Consider the following 22,377-nt stretch of genomic DNA (forward strand, 5'->3'; position numbering starts at 1 on the left):
CGGGCCGGTAATCAAACAGCTGCACACCGATCGGGCCGGCCTCGCTGCCCAGCTCCTCCACCTTCTGCAGCCCGAAGCCCAGCTCCAGGCTGGTGGCGTTCACCATCTCGGTGAACAGCAGGGCATCGGGCGCCCAGCGCCGCACCAGGCCGCGAAAAATCCGATCGCTCACCCCCGCCAGCGGCGACTGCAAGACGCGGCAGCGCAGGGCGCGGGGCGTGCCGTTGCCAGAGAGCTGCAGGGGCAGAGCGGTGATCGGTGAACCAGTGATCATGGTGAATCGATTGTGATGCTTCAGGCCGATGGCTTCCGCTCAGGCCGCCCCCGCTGCCGTGCCCTACCCCTTAAGCCGAGAGTTGCTGGAGGCGGTGCTCGCCGACCGCACCAGCGATCGCTTCGTGTGTGAGCTGATCTGGCCGCGCCTGGGATACGAGCTGAATGGCTCCGGCACCTGGAGCGCCGGCCCGGCCACCAGCGCTGCCTGGCGGGAGTCCTTCCCGATCGAACCCCAGTTCATCGCTGAGCGGCCCGCCTCGGTGGCCCTCACCCGCTCGATCGCCAAGGTGCACAAGCAACTGCTCAAGCAGCAGTTGGGTTTTGCGGGCTACACGATCGGCGAGCTCTACCCGCGCCGCACCCGCCGCGCTACCGCCGTGAACTGGTTGCTGGCCTATCTGGCCGAGCGAGATAAAGCCCTGCCGGAGAGCGGGCCACTGCCGCTGCTGTTGGTGGCGCCGGCCGATCCGGTGCTGGGGCATCCAGGTGACCTGCCCATTAGCTAATTGCTGGGGTTTAGGTCTCTCTGTAGGGTCAATACAGGACAGACGTAGGAATACCTCCCTTGGCCTTACCGGTCGTTGCAATTATCGGACGCCCCAACGTGGGCAAATCCACCCTGGTGAACCGGCTCTGCCGCAGCCGCGAAGCGATCGTGCACGACACGCCCGGCGTGACTCGGGATCGCACCTATCAAGAGGGTTACTGGGCTGATCGCACCTTCCGGGTGGTCGACACCGGCGGCTTGGTGTTTGACGACGACAGCGAGTTTCTGCCGGAGATTCGCGAGCAGGCAAACCTGGCCCTGGCCGAGGCGGCCGTGGCCCTGGTTGTTGTTGATGGTCAGCAGGGATGCACCGCCGCCGACCAGTCGATTGCCGAGTGGCTGCGGGGCCAGGGGGTTCCCACCATGCTCGCAGTGAATAAGTGCGAGTCGCCCGATGCGGGCCTGGCCATGGCGGCCGAGTTTTGGGGCCTGGGCCTGGGCGAGCCCTTCCCGATTTCGGCGATTCACGGTGCCGGCACCGGCGACCTGCTCGACAAGGTGGTGAGCTATCTGCCCCCTACCGAAGAAGACGAGGGCGAAGAGCCGATTCAGCTGGCGATCATCGGCAGGCCCAACGTGGGTAAATCCAGCCTGCTCAATGCGGTGTGCGGTGAAAACCGGGCGATCGTCAGCCCGATTCGTGGCACCACCCGCGACACGATCGACACCACGATCGAGCGGGAGGGCAAAACCTGGAAGCTGCTCGATACGGCCGGCATCCGTCGCCGCCGTTCGGTGAGCTACGGCCCCGAATACTTCGGCATCAGTCGCAGCTTCAAGGCGATCGAGCGCTCCGATGTGTGCGTACTAGTAATTGACGCCCTCGATGGCGTCACCGAGCAAGACCAGCGCCTGGCTGGCCGCATCGAAGAGGACGGCCGAGCCTGCGTGGTGGTGGTGAATAAGTGGGATGCCATTGAAAAAGACAGCCACACCATGCCGGCGATGGAGAAGGAGCTCCGCGCAAAGCTCTATTTCCTCGACTGGGCGCCGATGCTGTTCACCTCTGCCCTCAGCGGCCAGCGGGTGCAGGCGATCTTCCCCCTGGCCCTGCTGGCGGTGGAGCAGCACCGCCGCCGTGTCACCACTTCGGTGGTGAACGAGGTGCTCACCGAGGCGCTCAGCTGGCGCACACCGCCCACCAGCCGTGGTGGCCGCCAGGGCCGCCTTTACTACGGCACCCAGGTGGCGGTGCGGCCCCCTAGCTTCACGTTGTTTGTCAATGAGCCGAGGCTGTTCGGTGAAACCTATCGCCGCTATGTGGAGCGTCAGATCCGCGAGGGCCTGGGCTTTGAGGGCACGCCGATCAAGTTGTTCTGGCGGGGCAAGCAGCAGCGCGATGCCGAGAAGGAGCTGGCCCGCAGCCAGACTCGTGGGCGCTAGGGCCTGCGCTTAGGTGGATTTTTTACGCCAGATCCCCATCGGCCAATTTGCCGCCCCGGATCCGGCGGAGGCGGCCACAGGCGGCAGCTGGTTGCGCCGGCTTGATCCGCGCCTGAAGCTGGCCTGGAGCCTGATTTTTCTAGTAACGCCGATCCTGGCAGGACCGCTCTGGCGTCTCAGTCTGGTGGGCTTATTGCTGCTGATCACCGCCGCTAGCGGGCTCAGCTGGCGGCTATGGCGCCGCAGCGTGCCGCTGCTACTGGCCCTTGCCCTATTGGTGGGTGCCCTGGCGGCCCTGCTGCCGGCGGGCACGGCGGCATCCGCAGCCCTGCAGCGGCCGCCGGCGGAGTTGCGGCTCCAGCCCGCCCCCCCCGGCAGCCCGCCGCCAGAGCGCTCGGGCACCCCCTGGGTGCTGCTGCGCGCTGGCCCCCTGGTGGTGACCCGCCGTTCAGCTGAGCTGGGCCTCAACGGCGCCACGCTGCTATTCACCCTGGTGCACAGCGCCAACCTGCTGCTGCTCAGCACCTCCCCCGAACAGTTGGTGTGGGCGATCAGCTGGCTGCTGGCGCCCTTGGCCCGGCTGGGTCTGCCGGTGGAGCGGCTTGGCTTCACCCTGCTGCTTTCCCTGCGCTTCCTGCCCCTGGTGCAGGAGGAGCTGCAAAACCTGTTGCGATCTATTGCAACCCGGGCGGTGAATTTCAAGCGGCTGGGCTGGAAGGGGGGCTTGGCCTTGGTGCTGGCCCTGGGAGAGCGGCTGCTGGCCAACGTGTTGCTGCGCGCCGAGCAGGGAGCTGAGGCGCTGCTGGCCCGCGGCGGGGTCTGGCTGCCGCCCAACCAGCTGCTGCGACCAGCGGTTGCGGGGCGGGGCCTGGGCCTGGGCCTGCTCAACGCCACGGCGGCGGGGTTGTTGCTGCTGATGCTCCTGCTGCGTTGGAAAGTCGGTGACCTTTAATGGCCAAGTTCGATTGCATCGGTGAGCAGCGCATTGACGAGCAGCGCATTTGTGAGTCCGGAGCGCTACCTAAACCATCCCACCTTCGGGATGCTCTATCGGGTGGCGGCGGTGTCCGAAGGCCGGGATCTGTTCGCCACCCTCTACGCCCAGCGCATTTTTTTCGTCGTCACCCTGCAGCCCCGTGGCGCCACCTTTGAGGTGGTGCCGCTGATGGATGCTCGCCACTTTGCTGAGCAAAATCTGGCGCGCTCCCGCCGCGACGGTCCCGAGGCCCACGCCCATTGGCGTCAGTTGTTTGACCAGACCTTCATCTGAATCCTTGGCCGGGCGACTGGCCGCCCTCCAGGCCGAGCTGCCGCCAGGCTGTCGCCTGCTGGCGGTGAGCAAGGGTCAGCCCGCTGATCGGATCCGTGAAGCGGTGGCCGCCGGCCAGCGCAGCTTTGGTGAAAGTCGCCTGCAGGAGGCGGTGCTCAAGCAGGCCGAGCTGGCCGATCTGGCGCCCCTCGACTGGCATTTCATCGGCCGGCTGCAGGCCAATAAGGCCCGGGGTGTGGTGCGCCACTTCGGCACGATCCACTCCCTCGACAGCCTTGATCTGGCTAGACGCCTTGCCCGCATCGCCGCCGAGGAGCAGCGCCAGCCAGCGGTCTTTTTTCAGGTGAAATTTCGCCCCGATCCCGCCAAGACCGGCTTTGAGCCCGCTGAGCTCTGCCAACACTGGCCTGAGTTGGGTGGCCTGGCGCCCCTGCGGCCCCTGGGCCTGATGACCCTGGCCCCCCTGGGCCTGGACGAGGCCGAGCGTCGGGCCCTGTTTGGCGAGTGCGACGCCCTGGCGACGCAGCTGGGCCTGCCGGAGCGTTCGATGGGCATGAGTGGCGATTGGCCCGAGGCTGCCGCAGCTGGCAGCACCTGGTTGCGCATTGGTAGCGGCCTGTTTGGGCCGCGCCAAATTCAATAGTTTCCCCACAAGGTGCCAATCTCCGCTTGAAAGCCTTGCCGCGATTGGTGTGGGACGCTATTCAGGTGGAAAGAAACTTGCGAGGTTTGGTTCGTGTCGTTGTTTTCCCGCCTGCGTGCCGTTGTCTCAGGAGACGACTATCTCGATGGCGACTACGACGATGAGCTCGATTACGACGGCGGCGAGCAGCCTGAGCCGAGCTACACCAGTCGCTCCAGCGCCCTAGCCCTGAGCTCCGATTTCGGTGCTGACGATCCTTTTGCCGGCACCAACGTGATCGGCATGCCCGGCCTTTCCACGGCCTCTGCCGAGGTGACCCTGATGGAGCCGCGCAGCTTCGATGAAATGCCCCGCGCCATCCAGGCCTTGCGCGACCGCAAGACCGTGATCCTCAACCTCACGATGATGGAGCCGGATCAGGCCCAGCGCGCCGTGGATTTTGTGGCAGGCGGCACCTTTGCTATCGACGGCCACCAGGAGCGGGTGGGTGAAAGCATTTTTCTGTTTGCGCCTAGCTGCGTCACGGTGACCACCGCCGCCAGCGACGAAGCCTCTTCGCCCACGATCGTGAACCGTGAGATCAGCGAGCCCCAGCAGGACGCGGCCCCCAGCCCGGCCTGGGGCCGGCATGACGCCGTCATTTAGGCCGGCTGTGACGCCAACCTTCGGCGTAGTGGGCCTGGGCCGTATGGCCCAGGCTTTGCTGTTTCCCCTGCTGGAAGCAGGCCTGGTGCAGCGCGAGGGTGTGCGAGCCGTTGTTGCCAGCGAAGCCTCCGCCACCGGCCTGGCCCAAACCCACGGTTTGACTGTGGCTACTGATGCAGCTGCAGCCTGGTCTGCGCCGGTGGTTTTGCTGGCGGTTAAGCCCCAGCAGCTCGAGGCCGTAGCACCGGCGGCGGCGGCTGGTTCGGGCGGGCTGCTGATCTCCGTGCTCGCCGGTGTCACCCTGGCGCGGCTGCAGCGTTTGTTTCCTGGCTGGCAGTGCGTGCGCGCCGTACCGAATACCCCGGCCCTGGTGCGGGCGGGGCTCACGGGCCTGGCCTTTGGCGTCGACGTGCCCCCAGACAAACGCCGCTGGGTGCAGCAGCTCTTCGCCCAGGTGGGAGAGGTGCACGAGCTGCCTGAAGCCCAGCTCGATGCCTTTCTGGCCCTCACTTCATCTGGGCCCGCCTTTGTGGCGGTGGTGTCGGAGGCGATGGCCGATGGTGCCGTGGCGGCCGGCCTGCCGCGGGCCCTGGCCCACCGCCTGGCCCACCGCACCCTGGCGGGCACCGCCGCTCTGCTACACGAGCAGGATCTGCATCCCGGTCAGCTCAAGGACATGGTGAGCAGTCCCGGCGGAACCACCATCGCTGGCCTGCGGCGCCTTGAGGCTGGTGGTGTGCGTTCGGCTCTGCTGGAGGCGGTGCTGGCGGCCGCCGAACGGAGCCGACAGCTGGCCTGAGCCCCATGCGGGACTAAGTTCCACCGCTTGTTCTCGGCCGTTGCACCAGTCCCAGCAGTTCGTGCAGGAGCTCCCTGGAGGGCACCGGCAGGCGACCATCGCCGCTCTCCTTCATCAGCTTGGCGAAGGCCTGTTCCAACTCTGGGTCGCCTTGGGGGCCGGCGGTCTTGAGTAGGTGGTGGAGCAGGGTCCTGAGTCGCTGCCGGTCCTCCAGCTTGAAGGGATTGCGCAGCAAATCCTCGAGGGTCTGCTGCAGGGCAGTCCAGGTTGGAAGCTCTGCCGCGGTGGGATCGATGGTGGTCTTAGCTGGTCCGTCAGCCGGTGCGCTGGCTTGCTGAGCTGCGGCGAGCAGGCCAGCGGTGGGCTGGGAGGTGGAGCCCTGGCTTAGCTGGACGAGGGCCCCGTGAAGTGCTTCGACGCCGGGCGCTAGGGCGAGCAGCTGTTGGATCACCACCGCCAGCTCCGTGCCGGGGGATCCGGGGCCTGGGGGCTGAATGGTCGGCCCCAGAGATGATGAGACCGCATTGGGCGATGCGGTGGTTGGAGCAGTGACGGCGTTGACAGCTGCTGATCGCCCTGCGAGATCTGCTACATCTGTGCTCGGTTGGGCTGGCGCTCCTGGCTGGGTTGGGGCAGCCGTCGGTTCCGTGGAAGCTCCCGCCAGGCGGCCGGGCGCTTCATGGTCCGCCTTTCGTGTAGGCTGGGCGTTGGCGTCGCTGTCGGTGGTGCAGTTGGTGGCGGCTGCGGATGTAGTGGCGGTCTTCAGCAGAAGTAGTCCCCCGCCTGTCAGCAGAAGAAGCAGGGCTATCAGGCCAGAGGACTGGCTGGTGCTCAGGTCGGCGTTGACACTGGCCAGGGTCATTTGTTGGCTGTTGTGCTCTTCTTCCTGGGCTCGCTTCAGGGCCTCCGCCACTGTCCACTGGGCTTGTAGGCGGCCTTGGGCCAGGCGTTGCATGGCCTGAAAGGCGGGCAGGCTGATTCGCTCCTGGGGGGTTAGGGGCCAACCCGTGTTCAGCAAGGGTGCCTGGGTTTTGAGCAGAGCGTGATGGCCCCGGTCCCATTGCTGGAGGGCCTGCTCCAGTTGGGCATACGACAAGGGCTGATGGGCGACGCCGGCGGGTTTTTCCGTCGTGTCGGCTCGCAGCAGGTCGCGGAGGGACTGATCGCGGGCACGCTGCCCCTGGACCATCTGGGAAATCAGACCCCTTCGGACTTTCTCATTGGCCAGAGGGTTGCCCAGGAGGCGCTCTGCAAGGGCAAGGTGGTTCTGCTGAGCCTGGAGTTGGTCGAGGGCTTCTGATCTCGCTCGCTCCCGGGCAAGCTGGGCTTGGCTGTTGAGGGCCCTGTGGCCAGTCCACAGGCTGGTGGCCTGGGTCAAGAGGCTCGCAAGCAGCAGAACCAATGCCAGGGAGCGCGGGGTCACCCTGGCTTGTGAAACGTTGGCTGAGGAGAGGGTCGACAGGGAGGAAGCCAGGGGCGGATTGGGTTGTTTGGGGCAGGGTATTGGTCAGGATTCCGGCTTTGCATGGCCCAGGCGCGGTTCGGTGCCCGCGCGAAGGCGTTGGATGTTGCTGCGATGCCGCAATACCACCACAAGAGTAGTGAGCACGGCAAGGGCTAGATAAGCAAGCCGCATGCCATGGGCCCCCACCATCAGAAGTGGCAGGCTGATTGCCGCCACCACGCTGGCGAGAGACACCAGCCGGGTGGAACTCAACACGGTGAGGAAGATGCCAAAACAGGCCATGCCCACCGCCGGTACCAGGCCTAGCAATACCCCCAGCCCGGTGGCCACGGCCTTGCCCCCCTTCCAGTTGAGCCAGATGGGCCAAATGTGGCCGGCCAGGGCCGCTAAGCCCGCCGCGACCACACCTGTGTCAGTCACACTCGTGCCGGTGCCCAATAGCGGTGCTCCAGGGGGCTGCAGCAGCGCCTTGGCCAGCAGCACGGCGGCGGCTCCTTTGAGCACATCCACCAGGAACACCGCTAGGGCCGGCCCCTTGCCGACCACCCGCAGCACGTTGGTGGCACCGGTGGAGCCGGAACCTTCGAGGCGGATGTCGAGGCCAGCCAGCCAGCGCCCTGCCAGGTAACCGCTGGGGATTGAGCCGAGCAGGTAGCCGGCGATCAGCATGGCAAGGGTGAGCAGGATCACGGCTGTTGGCAGGGTCACGGCTGCAGGCAGGGTCACGGTGGTTGGGCTTAATAGGTTTCGTCGGCCATAAGTTCGCCGGGGCCGGCCGCGAAAACCAGCCAGAGCGGAAACTGCAGGATCGGGATCTCGATCACCGGCTCGCCCGCATCCACCACGATGAAGGGCAGCTCGCCCCGCTCTTCGAGGCGGTCGGCCCGCTCCACCAGGGCATCGGCCCGCTCAAACAGCACGATGCCGCTGCTGGGTCCGAAATCCTCGCGGGAAAGGCCCAGGCAGTCCTGCAGGCCGCGGCGCCATTCCCCCAGGCGCTCCGGTTGGCTGGCCAGCACCAGGGTTTGGAAGCGTTCGCCATAGAGCTCGCCGAGGATGGCGATGGCGGCGGCGGCCACCAGGGCATTGCGGCTGCGGCTACCGCAGCTGGGCTGGGCACCCCGGCCGCCCTGGCCCAGGAACCAGTCGTCGAGCAGGGCGGCTCCGCTGGCATCCAGGGTGCGGCGCAGCTGCCAGGGATCGGCGTAGAAGTCGGGCTGGCCGCCAAAGCCGGCCAGACGCTCGCGAATCAGGACTTCGTCAGGGCCGAACAGCCCTGCGGCCGCTACAGCCGCTAAGGGTTGGCTGGCTTCTGCTGTGCTGCTGATCTGGTCGAGGGGGGAGGGCTGCACCAGCACCTGCTGGGGCACCAGCTCCACCTGCTCGGCGGCCACGGCGAGGTCCTGCAGGGCTCCCACCAGGTAGTCCTGGAAGCCCTTGAGCCGCCTGGCCACCCCATCAGCCTGGCCAGCAAAGCTCGCTTCGATCTCCTTTTGGATCTGGCCGCGGCGAGCTTCCAGCTGGCGGATCTCCTCAAGCAGGGCTGTGCGCTGCTGCTGCAGCTCCGTAAGGGCCAGCTCCTGCCAGGGGGCTGGTGAAGGGATCTCAGGGGTGTCAGGGGTAGGGGAAGCCTGGCTGGGGTCGTCAGACATCGCTTGGGGAATCGAGAGGTGCTGCGGGGGGGAGCTGGCTCAGGTGCTGCTCCAGTTGCTGGCGCAGGCTGGTTGCATCAAAGAGCACTGGCAGGAAGTGGATGCTGGCCTGTTCACGGAAATAAAACAGCACTGGCAGCCCCGGCCAAAAGATTGTCCAGCTCAGCCACTCCTGGTATGGGAAGCGGCGCAGCAGGGTCTGCTGACGCCATACCAGCAGGGCATCGCCGCCAAACTCCAGCCGCAGCAGGCGGGTTTGCAGCAGCAGAAACAAACCGAACACCGCTACGACCAGGCTGAGCCAGATGGCCCCAGCCCACAGTGGTGATAGGGCCAGGGCTGCCAGTCCCAGGCCAATCACGCCAAGGGATACGCCGTAGGCGGGGTCGAGCACCACGCCGCTAGTTCCGGGAGCAGGGGAGGTCATCAGGTGAACAGCAGCGAGGTGAGCAGGGCGTCCATCAGGGCGACTGTGACCAGAATCATGACCACGGCACCGGTGGTGCTGGTGCCCACCTCCTTGGGCCCCCCCCGGGTGGTGAGTCCCCAGCCGCAGGCGATCACGGCGATCTGCAGCCCGAATACCAGAGCTTTGAGCAGCATCGAGGGCAGGTCGTCGGGCTCCATCCAGGTGCGCACCGAGTTCCAGAACACCGCCGGGGGGATCTTGTAGAGCAGCGTGCTGCTCACCTGGCCCGACCAGATCCCCACCCAGAAGAAGAGCAGGCATTGCACCGGCGCCATGATCACCATGGCTATTACCCGGGGCACCACCAAGTACTCCACGGGATCGGTGCGCAGCATCGTGATCGCGTCGATCTGCTCGGTCACCTTCATGGTGCCGATCTGGGCCGCATAGGCCGTGGCCACCTTGCCGGTGAGCAGGGTGGCGGTGAGCAGGGGCGCGATCTCCCGTGACAGCCCCAGGGCCAATAGACCGCCCACCGTGGCGCTGGCGCCCTGTTTGGAGAGTTCCGCTGCCACCTGGATGTTGAACACGGTGCCCGCAGCCAAGGCCGTGATCAGCACGATCAGGAAGCTGCCGGGGCCGGCTTCCATCAGCTCTTGCATCAGATCGTTGAAGCCGATGCGCCCCTTGGCGATGGCGCTCACCGCCTGCCCGCCAACCAGAAGGCTGGCTCCCAGGCGCCGCAGCCAGCGCGGTGTTGTCAGCCAGGCGGGGCGCTTCATGGCTGGCGGTGCAGGCCTTTCTCCGGCCAGCGTCGCATCACCAGCAGGCCAGCGGCGATCAGCACGGCCGGAATCAGGCCCATGCATAGGCGGATGGTCGTGAGGGCAGTAGTCGGCTGGGCCAGTTCCAGGGAGGCCTGGTAGCCGCTGAGGCTCAGCCCATTACCAAGGGCAAACACGGCCACACCGATGCCCAGTTTCTGAGTCACCACCATCCAGGCGGTGTACAGCCCGGCTGGTTTGTCGGGGTCGGCATCGATCGCGTCGGGCAACAGGGCCCAGGGGATCAGGTAGGCGGTGGAGGCTCCCAGGCCCGTAACCATGATCGTGAGCACCAGTAGGCCCAGGGAGATGCCATTGCTGAAGCTGCCCAGGGGAGCAGTGCTGCCATCGAGGGGCACCAGCAGGCTTGCCCCCAGGCAGCCGGCAATCCATAGCCCGGTGCCCCAGCGCAGGGCGCAGACACGGCCGTGGCGCCCTGCCACCCGGCTCCATAGCTGCAGCCCCGCCAGGGCACTGAGCTGGAAGGGAATCAGGATCCAAGTGCTCCAGCTCTCCGGCAGTTGCATAACCACGGCCAGGAAAATCAGCGACACCGGCTGCATCAGCTGCAGGGCACACCAGAGCAGCAGGTAAAGCCCCAGCACTTTGAGAAAGCGAGGGTTGGCTGAGATGCGCTGTAGTTGGCGCCGGATCGGTTCCGGGTGGCCCGTAGGGCGCTGGCAGTTGCGGGCGAAGGGGGCTAGTCCCCAGCAGCACAGCAGGGTGAACACCGTGAGGGTTAGTCCGGACACCCAGCCCATACGTAGGTAGCCCTCCGCGCCCTGGCCCACCAGCAGGGCCCCCAGCACCAAGCCGGCCAATCCAGCCAGGATCGATCCGGTGAAGCGGCTGGCATTCAGCTGGGTGCGCAGCTGGGTGGAGCTGGTGAGCTCGGCGGCTAGGGCCGAGTAGGGCAGGTTGACGCAGGTGTACAGCGCCATAGCCACCAGCTGGATCACCACCAAAATTGCGAACTTCTGCCAGTCCCCCCCCGGAGGCACCCACCACATCGCTACCAGCGCCAGGCCTAGGGGAATGGCGCTGCCAGCCATCCAGGGCAGCCGCGGGCCCCAGGGGTGCTTGGTGTGGTCGCTGAGCCAGCCCACTAGGGGGTCGTTGATGCCATCCCACACCTTCAGCACCATCAGCACCAGGCCCGCCATCCAGGCCGGCAGCCCGGCCACACCGGTGTAAAAAACAAATAGGTAGAAGCCCAGCTGGGTGGCAGCCATGCCGGTGCCGATGTCGCCGAGCCCATAGCTCCACAGCAGGCGACGCCGGGCTGCCTGCCCCAAGCTCTGTTCTTCAGCTGTAATCATCGGGGCCGCTTAGGACTTGGGGTGGGCAGGCCATAATGTCTGAGCTGGATTACTTCGGTAACAGCAACAGGCATGTGACTCGTACGCATGTACTGCCGCGGGCGTAGTTTAGTGGTAAAACCTCAGCCTTCCAAGCTGATGATGCGGGTTCGATTCCCGCCGCCCGCTTACTTTTCTCAATAGGGGTTTTCGGCCTAAAGCCCTTGCTGCGACTGGCTTTCGGTCTGCTAGTCATCTCCAGCGTCTGTTTGCTTCGTCTCGGGCTGTCAGATGAAATATCTCACCAAACGTCTATCTCACCAAACGTCTCACATGCCGGCGGCCCGCGATTGGGAGGTGACGATCAGGGCTGTCGTGTTTCACGCAGGGCTGTCGTGTTTCACGCGCTGTCCCCAAGGGGCTGTCCCCAAGGGGCTGCCGCAGGGGCTGGACGGTTCTGAATCACCGCGTTTTCCAGCAGGACATCGAGCCTGATGCCTACGTTGCCCAGATGTCTCGTGCTCTGGACCATGACGCAGATAGAGATGTGGGCCGCTCCAGGCATCGAGGTGGTGCGGCGTTTCACCCTCCTAGGGACTGGGATGCGTTGATCGCAGCGTTTAGGGAACACAAGCTGATCAGTTGCGAGATCAAGCCGTTACTGCCATCAATGCAATTCATGCCGCCTTTGGACTTGGCGGGGCGGTGCTGACCAAGGCAGAAAGCACGGAATTTATTCAGGCCTAAGCCACAGGAAGGGATCCGCTTTGCAGGATTCCCATCTGCTGAGGGGTCACCATTACGGGAACGAGTTGGGAGGGAGCAATGGGTGCATAGGTGCCTGGATAGGTGGCAACTGGAACGGCAACACCAAAGGATTGAAGTGAGGGGGACTGTAGAAAATGAAGAATATCGACGGAGGTGGCCGAAATAGCATTGAATGGCGTCTGGACAACAAAAGCGTGGGGAGCAACACCAGCACCAATCACCGTGGTACCCACATTCACGCCAGGTGCGATGGTGTCAACACCAATCGAGATCGTGGATCCTTCACTAGCACTCACTCCGCCTGATATGGCAATGGTTTGGGGGGAGGGATCTGCATATAGAGCTGGTCCGTAGCCAGGAAAATAAACGGCTGGAGTCGAATAGGGTGTGTAGTAAGGCGAACTTACGTAATAGGCCGGGCCCACGGCTGAGGCACCGTAATAGGCCGAACCATAAGGAAAAGCACTGTAAGAAGTGCCGTAGGCGTAAGACCCACCAGCTGGCACATTCACCGTGGAACCACCGGACGCCTGAATGCCACCGGAAACAGCGACTGGGTTAGAGGCACCAAAACCCGATGAACCCGGGCCAAAAGTACCGCGGTTGTCGTCATCACCATCGAGGATCGAGACGTAGCCAATCTGTCGGGTAATAGAAGGAGCAGGAGAATCAGATTTACTGGAATTAGGAGTTAGATGTAGGCTGATAAACTCAGTGGGCTCTGCGCGGCTATCTTTTAAGGTGGGCACAAGTGAAGTATGGGTGTTCTGACCCTTAGCAAACGTGATCTCTTCCCCCACTTTGTTGTAGTCTTGCCCGAGGGTGGCTGTGCCGCCGAACGACTGCAATAACAGATGCTGCTCTGTGCTGAGATCTCCAGAACGAGTTATTAATACTTTGGCGGTATCTCCCTCCAACGCCTTGGCATCGGAAAGAGAGAAATAAGAGACAGGAGCCACTGGAGCGTTGCCGCTACCGCCACCGCCACCGCCACCGCCACCGCCACCGCTGCCGCTACCACCGCCGCTACCGCTACCGCTACCGCTACCGCTACCGCTGCCGCTGCCGCTGCCACCGCCACTGGTATTGGTTACCGAAGCGGAAACCTTTAAATCGTCAAAATCACGATCTCCACCGCGAGGCAAATCCTCGAGGGAAAAAGAATTTCCCCCATCATTTCTAACATTCGAGAATTTGGAGGGGTTTTGAGCAGGCCACGAAAAGAAGGTAATGCCTTTAGATGAGTTTCTGGCATAAGGAGCCCAAAGCTCCCCACCAGAAACATCAAACGATAAATTTGACGATGCGTTATTAGGCGCTCCTAGAGAGACATTCTGGCCGCCGGCGCTTAAAAGATTGCCTGGAGCCAGAGCTGCCGATGCATAGTTTTTCTGGCCAGGCAGAACAGAAGAAGAATTAAGGGAAACGGATCCCTCGCGATCTAAAACTTTATAAAAACCAATCGAGCTATTGTCAGCTGCGGCACGACTGACGCTGAATGCTAGAGAAACCCTTTGACCTGCATAGCCGGTAAGGTCCAAAAGCGGAGCACCGCTTGGCGAGATCAACGGAGAATTAGCCATGATGGACCACCCGGAAGACGAAGAAAACGCTGCTTTGGAAGAAACTTAATGCTAAAATTAGCAAATTACCGCCATAAGCTCCTAGCCCTAGGAATAGGAGGCCCATGGAGGCTCTGTCAATACCCACCCTAGGCAGGGTTGACTCAATGTCGGCCCAAGGGCCTCCGGGTGCGATTGCCATTCCTCCCAAGGCCAGCATCCCTTGGATGTTGTAGTCCAGCTCGCGAACCCCTTGGCGGATTGGGTGCTAGCCGTCGCGGCGGTGCAGGCTGCGCTGGTTGCCTCTGTTGGTCCAGACCCTATGTGCGGCCGGGGATCTGGTTGATTATCCAAGCCTGGAGCACCTCACCGAGCCGCTGCAAGTGGGCTTTGGTGAACAGGTACAAGAAGGTGGCGCCTGACAGTGTCGCTACTGCTTCGCAGAAGCCTTCGGCTAGGCAAAGGGGCCTAGGGCAGGGCCGGGACAGTAGCCAGGATGGTGGTGAGTTCTTGAACCATGGCCTGACGGGCGTAGGTGCTCACGCGCAGAGCTTCTTCGTGGTGGCGGATCTGGGCATCTGCCCACTGCAGGTTCTGGATCGCAGCCTTCGCCGTATCAGGCAGGTCCTGAATGGCATAGCGCTGATCACCGAAGGTAAGGACTGGCCCGTCGCTAGCTGGCATCAGAACAAAAATGCAGCATGCAAGCCTACCAAGAAACCGGTAACTCGGCGATGGAGGGAGGCGCAAAAGCGCAAAAGCGCAAAACCCGGCCCCCTCAAAAAGCCGAGACCGGCATCGCGCATAGCCTTGGCAGCGGCTTGCCGACTTAGCAGCGCTAAGGGGCCATGCAGCGAGCTGTGCTTGCAAAATGAGTGAAATAACGCCAGGGCCCTCCCTAAGCACCAATGCCTGACACCATCAACTCAGTTGCGGTTGACAACTCAACAATCAACACTGGTCTTGACGGCATCACAGCCGCAGTAACCAACGCAACCGCAACCTCAAGCGCCACATCCGTAGACGGCATTGCAGCCGCCAATGCCAAGGCCACTGAAGCCACCGGCATTCAGGATTCCACCATTACGGCTGGTCAAAACCAAACGATCACCGCCACAGAAGACGCGACCGTAACGGCCACGGCCGGATCGATTGGGGTGGCCAACTCAGGCGCAAACTTGAGTGGAACGGCAACTTCTACGGACTCATCACTAGATTACTTCTATTCGGCAGGTCACGGGCTTAGCACAGGCAATATCATTCGATTTTCTGCTGCTACCGGCGGCGCGGGTCTAACCACCACATCAGCAAATCAGTATTATGTAGATGTGGTAGATGCAAATACCTTCACATTACGTGCGAATGCAACTAGCGTAGCAACCACCCCCATCCCCTCTGACCCAGTAGTTACTGGTGTGAGTGGTGTTTACACAAGCCTGACTTTTGGAACGTCCGGTTCGTACAACAGTAATTCTGGGACATCAGCATTAGCCTTTTCGACGCCAAGCTCGAACCTACAGGTTGGAGATGCTGTTCTTATTTCGGTTTCAGGAAACCCAACCCCCTACTACGTTATTTCTGTTAATGGTGCGAGCACCACTGGCTATATCCTTTCAGCAACACCAGGCGGAGCCCCAGCAAACACTCTTACAACAAATACATATACATTTCAGACGCAAGAATCAACCGCCTCTGCATACTTCACTAGTGACGCTGGAGCCATAACCGACACGACATCCGGTACCAACGCAACCGATGTTGATATCACCGCAGGAGCAGTGCTCAACATTGCTGCAACAGCAAACAACACAGCATCTGCAACTGCAACCAACATTGAAAGTGACGCACTTGCTAATGCAAACTTAGCCGAAAGCGTCGGCCTCCAAAATACGGGCGTTACCGCAGGCAAAGAAGGAACCATCACCGTAAACGTTGATGGTGATGCAATCGCCAGTGCAACCACAACTGGCACCCCGAGCACTGGTGGGGATGCGACAGCAATTGCAACAGCAGGAAGCGTCATCGGTATCGACGATGTTGGTGATTACACAAGCAGCATCTCCGACTTCAGCTTTGGAACTACAGCAACGATCACAGCAAACGTCGGCAGCGCGGCAGACCGCGTAACCGTTAGCACCGCAGCCACCACGGCTACTGGTAATTCTGTTGCCGATTCTGAACTGACCAGCAACATCGGTATATCGGAGGGTAACACTGGAGTTATCCAGGTCGGCACAAATGGAACGATTACTGCCAACGCATTTAACGCGACAAACGCCAGTGCGACAACAACCAAGGGTCTTGCTGACGCTGACGCCCTAATCGCAAATGCCTCTGGCGTTGACATGGCTACGGGTGCAAAACTGGTTACAGGTCAGGCCGCAGTCGTAACAGGCACCGCCAACACGTCGAGCACGGTTGTTGCGTCGTCGGTGACAGCTGCGAGCGCAAGCGCTGCTGCAGCAACAGCAGATTCATATTTAACAGAAACAAGCGGCACTGAAATTGGGGTTGTCTCTGCCGGCACAAGTGCAACTCTCACTGGCACCAGTACCGCGAACCAAAGCGTCACTGCAACGTCGGTTGTTGGTACAGCCAATGCCGTCGGTACAAACTTCAACTCTGACGCAGTAGAAGTAACAACCTTCACATCAGGAACAACAGCAACCGTAACAGGTACAAATACTAGCGGGATCACAGCAGCGGCAAGTTCCACAAATGCAACTGCCATATCTGATGCAATTGCAACAAATGCAACTGGTGTCAACGGGGGAACAACCTTTACCGCTGGCACAACTGCAAGCATCACTGGCACAGACAACATCAGCCTAAGCGCTACATCAACTTCAGTAGATGCCGCTTCTAGAGCAACGGCTACTAATACAAATGCAGATGGTATTCTTCTGAATACGTTCACTGCTGGCACGACCGCCGCAGTAGCTGGCACTAGCAACAGTACGGTTGCAGCAACAGCAACTTCTACAGATAAGGATGCAACCGCAACAGCACTAACAAGTAATGCTACTGGCGTTACAACAGGTACCGCAGCTGGAACCTTCACTGTTGGCACATCCGCTTCACTAAGCGGTACTGCTGCACTGATCCAATCAGCAACTGCAGCTACTACCGGAATTAATACAAGCAACTCTGCAACAGCAACAGTTGGCGATGCAACGAGCGGCGCACCCACCCAAAATGCCTACGGCCTCGATTTAAGTGGTGCCAATACAACAATCGGTACAAGTGGGTCCATTGGCGGCAGCGCCACTACCGCAAACACAGCGGCAGCAACATCAACTCTTGCAGATGCAAAAGCCAACATCTACCAGGACAATCAAGACGGCATTACGGTAGGCGCGAAAACATTAACGACTGGCACTACAGCTGCGATCACAGCAAATAGCAGCGGAACTAACACGGCAAGCGCAACCTCAGTAGGGGCTGATGCCACAACCAACATTGATGTCAATGTAGCAGTTGCATTGGCAGGGACTTCCGCCGGAACAATAACTTCTGGCACAGCAGCAGCAATTAATGCGACAGCCAGCCAAATCAACACAGCCACAGCAACAACAACCTCAGGCAGTGGTTCGACACCATTCACGGGAACTGTCGCCAGTGGGGGAGTCATCACAGTTCCATCCGCAGATTTTGCTAACTACGCGAACGGAGATAGAGTTGTATTAACCGAGGGTGGAAGCGGTTTACCGGCAGGGACATATTACATCGTAGGAAAAGCGACCGGCGCGAGTACATATACCCTGAAACTAGATACATCTTCTACAGGTTCCGGCATTACCGCACCAACAACAGCATTCAGCGTCTCCGGAGACGAATACCCCGCCACCTTGACAGCCGCTACGAGCGGTGCAGATGCAACAGTCAATAACGACAGTGTTTATGGTGTAGACGCAGGAACCATTACATCAGGAACGACCCTGACGATGGCCGCTTCTGCAACGAGCACCCAAACCGCTAATGCGAGCAACGTTGGGACATCAGGAACTAGCATAAAAAATGATGCCAACGCTACTGTCGGTTATCAGGACAGCATCTCCGGTATTGAATCAACAAAAGTAACTGCTGGTACGAACACAACGCCATTTACAGCCACGGCAAACCTCAGCGGCAGTGCCACTGCTAACACTACCTACGGAGATGCAACGGCACAAACCGGTTATGGTTCAACCGTATCTGGCATGACAACAGACAACGTCAATACATCTACATTAGACACGCTGACCATCGGTCAAGATGCAATCGGTGGTGTCAACATGGCCGCAACCACCACCCTGCTTGCTCTAGCCAACACAGTAGCTGAGACTGCAACAGCAACCATCGGCACTAACAGCTCGACCTCCTACGGCAACGATCAGGTCAACATCTCCGTGGGCAGGGATGCGGAAACTATTTATGCCTCTTCTACCAACATCCTGACAGCCACTGCTGCCACATCGGGCACCTTAGTTGGAGCTGACGCAGCAACTGCGACCATTGATCAAAAAGCTGCAGGCACCTTCGACTCAGCCCTCACCATTGGCAATGATGGCAACGTAACTAACGTGGCCACATCAGTAGGCAACGCAAGGGCCACAAATATTGGTAACGTCATCTCCACAGAAACAGATACTGCAAGTGCATCACTGACATTGGATGTTCAGGGTCTCGACCAAAACACAAGCACAATAGTAATTGGTGCTGATGGCACCGTGGCATCCCAAGCACAAGCAAGTGGTAGTGCTTTTGCCCAGAATGTGAATGGGGTAGCAACCGGAACCACAACGGCTCCAAGTAATTCTGCAGGTGCCTACGCGATAGCCGATATTGACGTCTACGGCACCAATCTCCAAACATCATCAACTGACATCACGATCGGGCAAACTGGCAACATCACAGGGCTGGCTATTGCCGGAACCCTCACTTCCACTGGAACGCTAAAGGATCAAATCCTCGTGACAGGTACCACTACAGATGGAACAGCCAATGCAGTGGGTACAGTGAACGCGGCAGGTATCTTTGGAGAAGGTGCTAGTTCATCTGCTTCAGCCACTCCAGGAAACGCCCAAAGCCTTCTCACTGCTGGCCCAGCTGGTGGCAATGTGATCGGTCAAACCATCTCTGGCATGGCTGTGCTGGCCAACACCATCGGTGACGAAGTAAACATTGATGACGCAAGCAGCTCGATGATTGCAACCATCGGCGGTTTGCAGAACGTTGACATCCTGGGCGGCCAGGTCGGCACCAACCTCATCAAAGGCACCTCAACCGGTGACTACGACTCGACTGCAATCTCAATCAAGGGTGATGCCTTGGCAGTGGGCACCGTAACCGGTTACGGCATCTACGACACAAGTGGTACCGGCAACATCACCACCTCTGGCAACATCCAAGCCATCTCCAACTTGCTCAACACAGTTGTAGCAAGCTCTGTTGCCGGTAGTGCAACAGCAACCGCCACCACCACGGCCGTCGGCCTTGGCAACTACAACGTCACCATCCTCGGATCGGGGACCCTCACTGCCAACGCCACCGGCCTTGCCGAATCCACCGCCAGCTCCGTTGCTGGTCGCGCTTCCTCATAGGCCACAAAGCCTGGGACAATCAAGCCGATCCAGCGATCAACCAATCAAAACTACTCAAACGGGGGGCCTTCGGGCCCTTTTTTTTGGGCGTCAAACGTACTAGAATTCTCGGAAGAATAGAGGTCGAAGAGTGGGTGCACTATCCAGGGCTATAGCCCTAGTCTTTCAACCAGGAGAAATCCTCACTGCTGGCGACAACCTGGTCTTGGGCATCAACCCAACCGCCAAGGCCACCACCCGTGAGCTACAGGTCCTTCGCGATACCAGCCTTGCCGGCGGGGAGCTCGCTACCGATGCCCAGGCCTTTGCCCGTGGTATCGGTGCTGGTAACAGTCGTTTCCTCTCCGATGTTGGCATCGAGCTCACCGCTCCTTCCGCCCAACCCCTCAACCACTACGAAACCGAGCACGGCGATCTGCCCGTCCTGATCCTTCCCACCGGGAGGTTCACGGGCACTGTTAAACAAGTTGAAGCGGTAGGTGAACTAGCAGAGACCGATACAGGTCTTTTCACAGGCATTGTCAAAGAAGATTACCCAACTGGAACACCAGTCAAAACCGACGGTGTTGACCCCCAAACCGGCCAACCGATTGCTTTTAGTGATCCGGCAACCGTTGATGATGCCAGTCTCTACAACTCTCCAAACCTAACGATCAAAGGTGGTGGCGGCACCATCACCGGCACATCCGATGCCATTGCTTATACATCAGGGCGCGGTAACACCTACACCAACGCCGAGGCCATTCAAATTGGTCTGGCCAACATCAACTTCACCGACCGTTTTGGGCGCTTGCTCCAAATCGGTACCCAGGCATCGCCCCTAACAGCAAAGTCGTTAACAATCGACGACAGCCTTCTCGGTGATGTCCGCGGTGGCATCACCCAAGCCAATATCAAAAGCACGGCGATTGTTCGAGGCCTGGAAGGTGGCGGCAACGATGTCATCAATCCCACCACGGGCAAGGTTGATCCCGCCTACGGGAACACCCTCTACACCGGCAACCTGATCTATGGCCAACCCCTCGCCAACGTAGCCGCCGACGCCCAGGTTGATCACAGGGTCGAATCCGACCTGATCAAAACCACCTACATCACCGCCGATGCCAAGGGCTTAGAGAATGCCGTTGTTTACAACGTACCCAATGGCAGTGGCAATGGCGTCGCCACCATGGGTGGTTCGGCCACAGCCAAGGCCTCAATGATTGTTGGCAGCGGCTGGGATCGTCTTGATCCCGCCGATGCCGGCCGGGTTGTCTTCACCCCAGAGCCCAATCCAAACCTCCAAATCATTTCCCAAGCCATCGGTGTTGATAGCTCCACCCTCTACGGCGCACCTACCCTCAATTCCACCATTACCGGCAGTGGTCTTGCCACCGTCGATCTATTGAGCCGCAACAATCACATCATTAGCCCAACAGAAGTTGATCGCATCAACGTCGTGGGTATTGGTATCCGCGATACCGAGATCTACACCCACCGCGGCGCTGATCTGATCGTCGCAACCGGTGGCGTCATCGACGACGGCATCTATTACGGCAACCGCTTCAACCACCTCGCCGGTGTGCTCGATGCCGCAGGCTTCGACAACGTCACCATCTACGCCAACGAAGGCGACGATCGCATCCTCGGTGTTGTAATGAGCGAAACCGATGCCGGTCTTGATGCCAATGGCGATGGCGTCCTCTCCAGCACCGTCTACCTCGACCAAGGGGCCCGCGATCCCTACGAACTCAATGGCTACAACGGCTTCCGCAATACCAAAGTCGATTCCGGCATGGGCAGTGACGTCATTCGAGGGGCCTCCAATGTGGCCACCTTCTACGGCTCGCTTGGCAACGACAGCATCATCCTCGATCGCGCCAAAGATACGGCCCTCTGGGGTGGTGCAGACGACGACTATCTACAAATCACGGGCAACGTACGTGGTGATATCAACCTCTGGGGTGACATCGGCAATGACATGCTGATTTCCGGTAAGCAAGCAGACAGCATCTTCAATCTCCAAACCCTCGATGGCGGCTACGGCCAAGACATCCTGGTCGGCAATGCTGAAAGCGTCGACAACTTCCTGATGGGCAATGGTGGTGCCTCCTTGATGGCCACATCCAGCAAACAGGTGAATACGGCCCTCACCGATCCTGCCTTCTGGGCCAAACTCAACCCAGATGAAAAAAATCTCCTCTGGAAAGAAGGCGTTCTGCTTGGTGCCCAAACCGTTGCCGTCCAAAATTCAATCCTTGCCAACAGAGGTGCTGATGGCTCCCTCACTGCCAATGGCACCGGCGCCGTTCGCAACATCGATGTGATCAGCAGCTTCGAAGCTGGTCCCTGGCGCGACACCGTCGAACTCAATGCCGCCCTTGCCAACCTCGACGAAACCACCTGGAAATCAGAAGGAACTCTCTTTAAAATTGGTTCTGATGGTGAACTCGATGCCGTCGAAACTTCAGCCAACCACCCCAATCGCATCGGCGTGATTGTGGGATCCCTGAAAGATATTAACAATCTGGGCAAAGCCATGCCATCCATTGCCTATGCCAGCGATACCCGCCAACTTCTCTACGATGCCGATGGCGATTGGAGCTCAGGTTCCATCAGCATGGGGATCATCAATATCAACAACGGTGCTGGTTTCAACCACTCCAACGTGCGCTTTGGCAGCGCCACCGGCGAAGGCATGGGTGTGCCGATCGCGTTATAAATAACCCCAAAAATCTCTCAAACCGCTTCCTCCATCGCCATCAGGGCTTCATAGGCCCTTAGCCTCACAAGCCATTGCTGGCCATCTCCCCCCTGGTCCGGGTGCCACCGAATCACATTTTTGCGCCAATGACTGCGCACCTGCTTCTTTTTGGGTTTCTCAGCAGGAACCAGCCCCAAAGACACCAAACACTCCCGCCGAAACAAACCCTGCTCAACCAAGGTTAAATAAACGGGTTGGCCGTTGAGATCAGTAAAGCGAGCTTTTTGCTCTGTTTCCTTACGCCTACGCTCCTGCTCGATCAAATACAACAGGCGGTTGTAATTCATCCTCACCTGGTCAACCTGGCCCCTATCGCGCACACCGTCGATACTTTTAGAAGCCAGCACCAAAAAAACCCGCCATGCCGCTCGAGCAAGCACAATGGCGAGTGCGATCACCCCCACGGAAGCCAGAATCGCAGCAACCAGTCCCATGCCTGCCGTATGGGCCATAATGGGTCCAGCATAAAAGCAAGCAAGACCTTGCTTGGGCTCCTGGCGCTCATACAATC

The 22,377-nt window shown here is 60.2% G+C and carries 19 protein-coding genes and 1 tRNA gene; 10 read left to right on the forward strand and 10 right to left on the reverse strand.

The annotated features are described in order from the left end of the window. Positions 1 to 274: tRNA-dihydrouridine synthase (locus KBY85_RS07980; protein WP_254960985.1), on the reverse strand; the 274-nt coding region annotated here is incomplete at its 3' end. Positions 275 to 302: 28 nt separating this feature from the next. Here KBY85_RS07980 and KBY85_RS07985 point away from each other — a divergent pair. From KBY85_RS07985 to proC, 7 genes are all read left to right on the forward strand, one after another. Then, positions 303 to 782 carry a DUF1823 family protein gene (locus tag KBY85_RS07985; protein WP_254960986.1) on the forward strand — a complete coding sequence of 160 codons (480 nt, stop codon included), beginning with the start codon at positions 303 to 305 and terminating at the stop codon, positions 780 to 782. 59 nt (positions 783 to 841) lie between these two features. Then, on the forward strand, positions 842 to 2,206 hold the full coding sequence (gene der, locus KBY85_RS07990; RefSeq protein ID WP_106502008.1) for a ribosome biogenesis GTPase Der: 1,365 nt from the start codon (positions 842 to 844) through the stop codon (positions 2,204 to 2,206). Positions 2,207 to 2,219: 13 nt separating this feature from the next. After that, entirely contained in the window at positions 2,220 to 3,158 is a 939-nt protein-coding gene (locus KBY85_RS07995; RefSeq protein ID WP_254960987.1) for a CbiQ family ECF transporter T component, read from the forward strand. Between the two features lie 51 nt (positions 3,159 to 3,209). Beyond that, the gene (locus KBY85_RS08000; protein WP_254929973.1) at positions 3,210 to 3,476 is read left to right on the forward strand and encodes a PipX family protein; all 267 of its coding nucleotides are present in this window, start codon (positions 3,210 to 3,212) and stop codon (positions 3,474 to 3,476) included. A gap of 4 nt (positions 3,477 to 3,480) precedes the next feature. Further along, the gene (locus tag KBY85_RS08005; RefSeq protein ID WP_254929956.1) at positions 3,481 to 4,119 is read left to right on the forward strand and encodes a YggS family pyridoxal phosphate-dependent enzyme; all 639 of its coding nucleotides are present in this window, start codon (positions 3,481 to 3,483) and stop codon (positions 4,117 to 4,119) included. Positions 4,120 to 4,212: 93 nt separating this feature from the next. Further along, positions 4,213 to 4,764 (forward strand): cell division protein SepF, encoded by a 552-nt coding sequence (locus tag KBY85_RS08010; RefSeq protein ID WP_254929955.1) that lies wholly within the window; start codon positions 4,213 to 4,215, stop codon positions 4,762 to 4,764. Then, on the forward strand, positions 4,748 to 5,563 hold the full coding sequence (gene proC / locus KBY85_RS08015; RefSeq protein WP_254929954.1) for a pyrroline-5-carboxylate reductase: 816 nt from the start codon (positions 4,748 to 4,750) through the stop codon (positions 5,561 to 5,563). Before KBY85_RS08010 ends, proC begins: the two co-directional genes overlap by 17 nt. A 13-nt stretch (positions 5,564 to 5,576) precedes the next feature. On the opposite strand, the gene KBY85_RS08020 is transcribed toward proC, so the two are convergent. The 6 genes from KBY85_RS08020 to KBY85_RS08045 form a co-directional block, all read right to left on the reverse strand. Then, positions 5,577 to 6,986, reverse strand: a complete 1,410-nt coding sequence (locus KBY85_RS08020) for a hypothetical protein (RefSeq protein WP_254960988.1) — start codon at positions 6,984 to 6,986, stop codon at positions 5,577 to 5,579. 84 nt (positions 6,987 to 7,070) lie between these two features. After that, positions 7,071 to 7,754 carry a glycerol-3-phosphate 1-O-acyltransferase PlsY gene (plsY, locus tag KBY85_RS08025; RefSeq protein ID WP_254960989.1) on the reverse strand — a complete coding sequence of 228 codons (684 nt, stop codon included), beginning with the start codon at positions 7,752 to 7,754 and terminating at the stop codon, positions 7,071 to 7,073. 11 nt (positions 7,755 to 7,765) lie between these two features. Next, positions 7,766 to 8,680: a DUF3086 domain-containing protein gene (locus KBY85_RS08030; protein ID WP_254929950.1), complete on the reverse strand. Its 915-nt coding sequence runs from the start codon at positions 8,678 to 8,680 to the stop codon at positions 7,766 to 7,768. Beyond that, positions 8,673 to 9,107, reverse strand: coding sequence for a DUF3119 family protein (locus KBY85_RS08035; protein WP_254960990.1), 435 nt, complete (start codon positions 9,105 to 9,107; stop codon positions 8,673 to 8,675). The genes KBY85_RS08030 and KBY85_RS08035 overlap by 8 nt, the downstream gene beginning before the upstream one ends. Then, entirely contained in the window at positions 9,107 to 9,853 is a 747-nt protein-coding gene (locus KBY85_RS08040; protein WP_254961011.1) for an ABC transporter permease, read from the reverse strand. The genes KBY85_RS08035 and KBY85_RS08040 overlap by 1 nt, the downstream gene beginning before the upstream one ends. Positions 9,854 to 9,867: 14 nt before the next feature. Next, a complete protein-coding gene (locus tag KBY85_RS08045; RefSeq protein WP_254960991.1) occupies positions 9,868 to 11,232 on the reverse strand; it encodes an MFS transporter in 1,365 nt (454 codons plus the stop codon). Positions 11,233 to 11,329: 97 nt separating this feature from the next. Between KBY85_RS08045 and KBY85_RS08050 the strand changes: the two genes are divergently transcribed. After that, positions 11,330 to 11,400 (forward strand) — tRNA-Gly (locus tag KBY85_RS08050). 554 nt (positions 11,401 to 11,954) lie between these two features. Here the strand turns inward: KBY85_RS08050 and KBY85_RS08055 are convergent. Together KBY85_RS08055 and KBY85_RS08060 are read right to left on the reverse strand one after the other, a co-directional pair. Further along, positions 11,955 to 13,562, reverse strand: a complete 1,608-nt coding sequence (locus tag KBY85_RS08055) for a Calx-beta domain-containing protein (protein WP_254960992.1) — start codon at positions 13,560 to 13,562, stop codon at positions 11,955 to 11,957. Between the two features lie 447 nt (positions 13,563 to 14,009). Then, complete coding sequence (locus tag KBY85_RS08060; RefSeq protein ID WP_254960993.1) at positions 14,010 to 14,225, reverse strand: DUF6447 family protein; 216 nt, start codon at positions 14,223 to 14,225, stop codon at positions 14,010 to 14,012. 224 nt (positions 14,226 to 14,449) lie between these two features. Here KBY85_RS08060 and KBY85_RS08065 point away from each other — a divergent pair, with 224 nt between their 5' ends. Continuing rightward, positions 14,450 to 19,123, forward strand: a complete 4,674-nt coding sequence (locus tag KBY85_RS08065; protein WP_254960994.1) for a hypothetical protein — start codon at positions 14,450 to 14,452, stop codon at positions 19,121 to 19,123. A gap of 205 nt (positions 19,124 to 19,328) precedes the next feature. After that, a complete protein-coding gene (locus tag KBY85_RS08070; protein WP_254960995.1) occupies positions 19,329 to 21,824 on the forward strand; it encodes a hypothetical protein in 2,496 nt (831 codons plus the stop codon). 17 nt (positions 21,825 to 21,841) lie between these two features. Here KBY85_RS08070 and KBY85_RS08075 read toward each other — a convergent pair whose 3' ends face one another. Further along, a complete protein-coding gene (locus KBY85_RS08075) occupies positions 21,842 to 22,375 on the reverse strand; it encodes a hypothetical protein (RefSeq protein ID WP_254960996.1) in 534 nt (177 codons plus the stop codon). Positions 22,376 to 22,377 lie beyond the last annotated feature (2 nt).

Source organism: Cyanobium sp. BA5m-10, from assembly GCF_024346255.1.
Taxonomy (GTDB): Bacteria; Cyanobacteriota; Cyanobacteriia; order PCC-6307; family Cyanobiaceae; genus Cyanobium_A; species Cyanobium_A usitatum.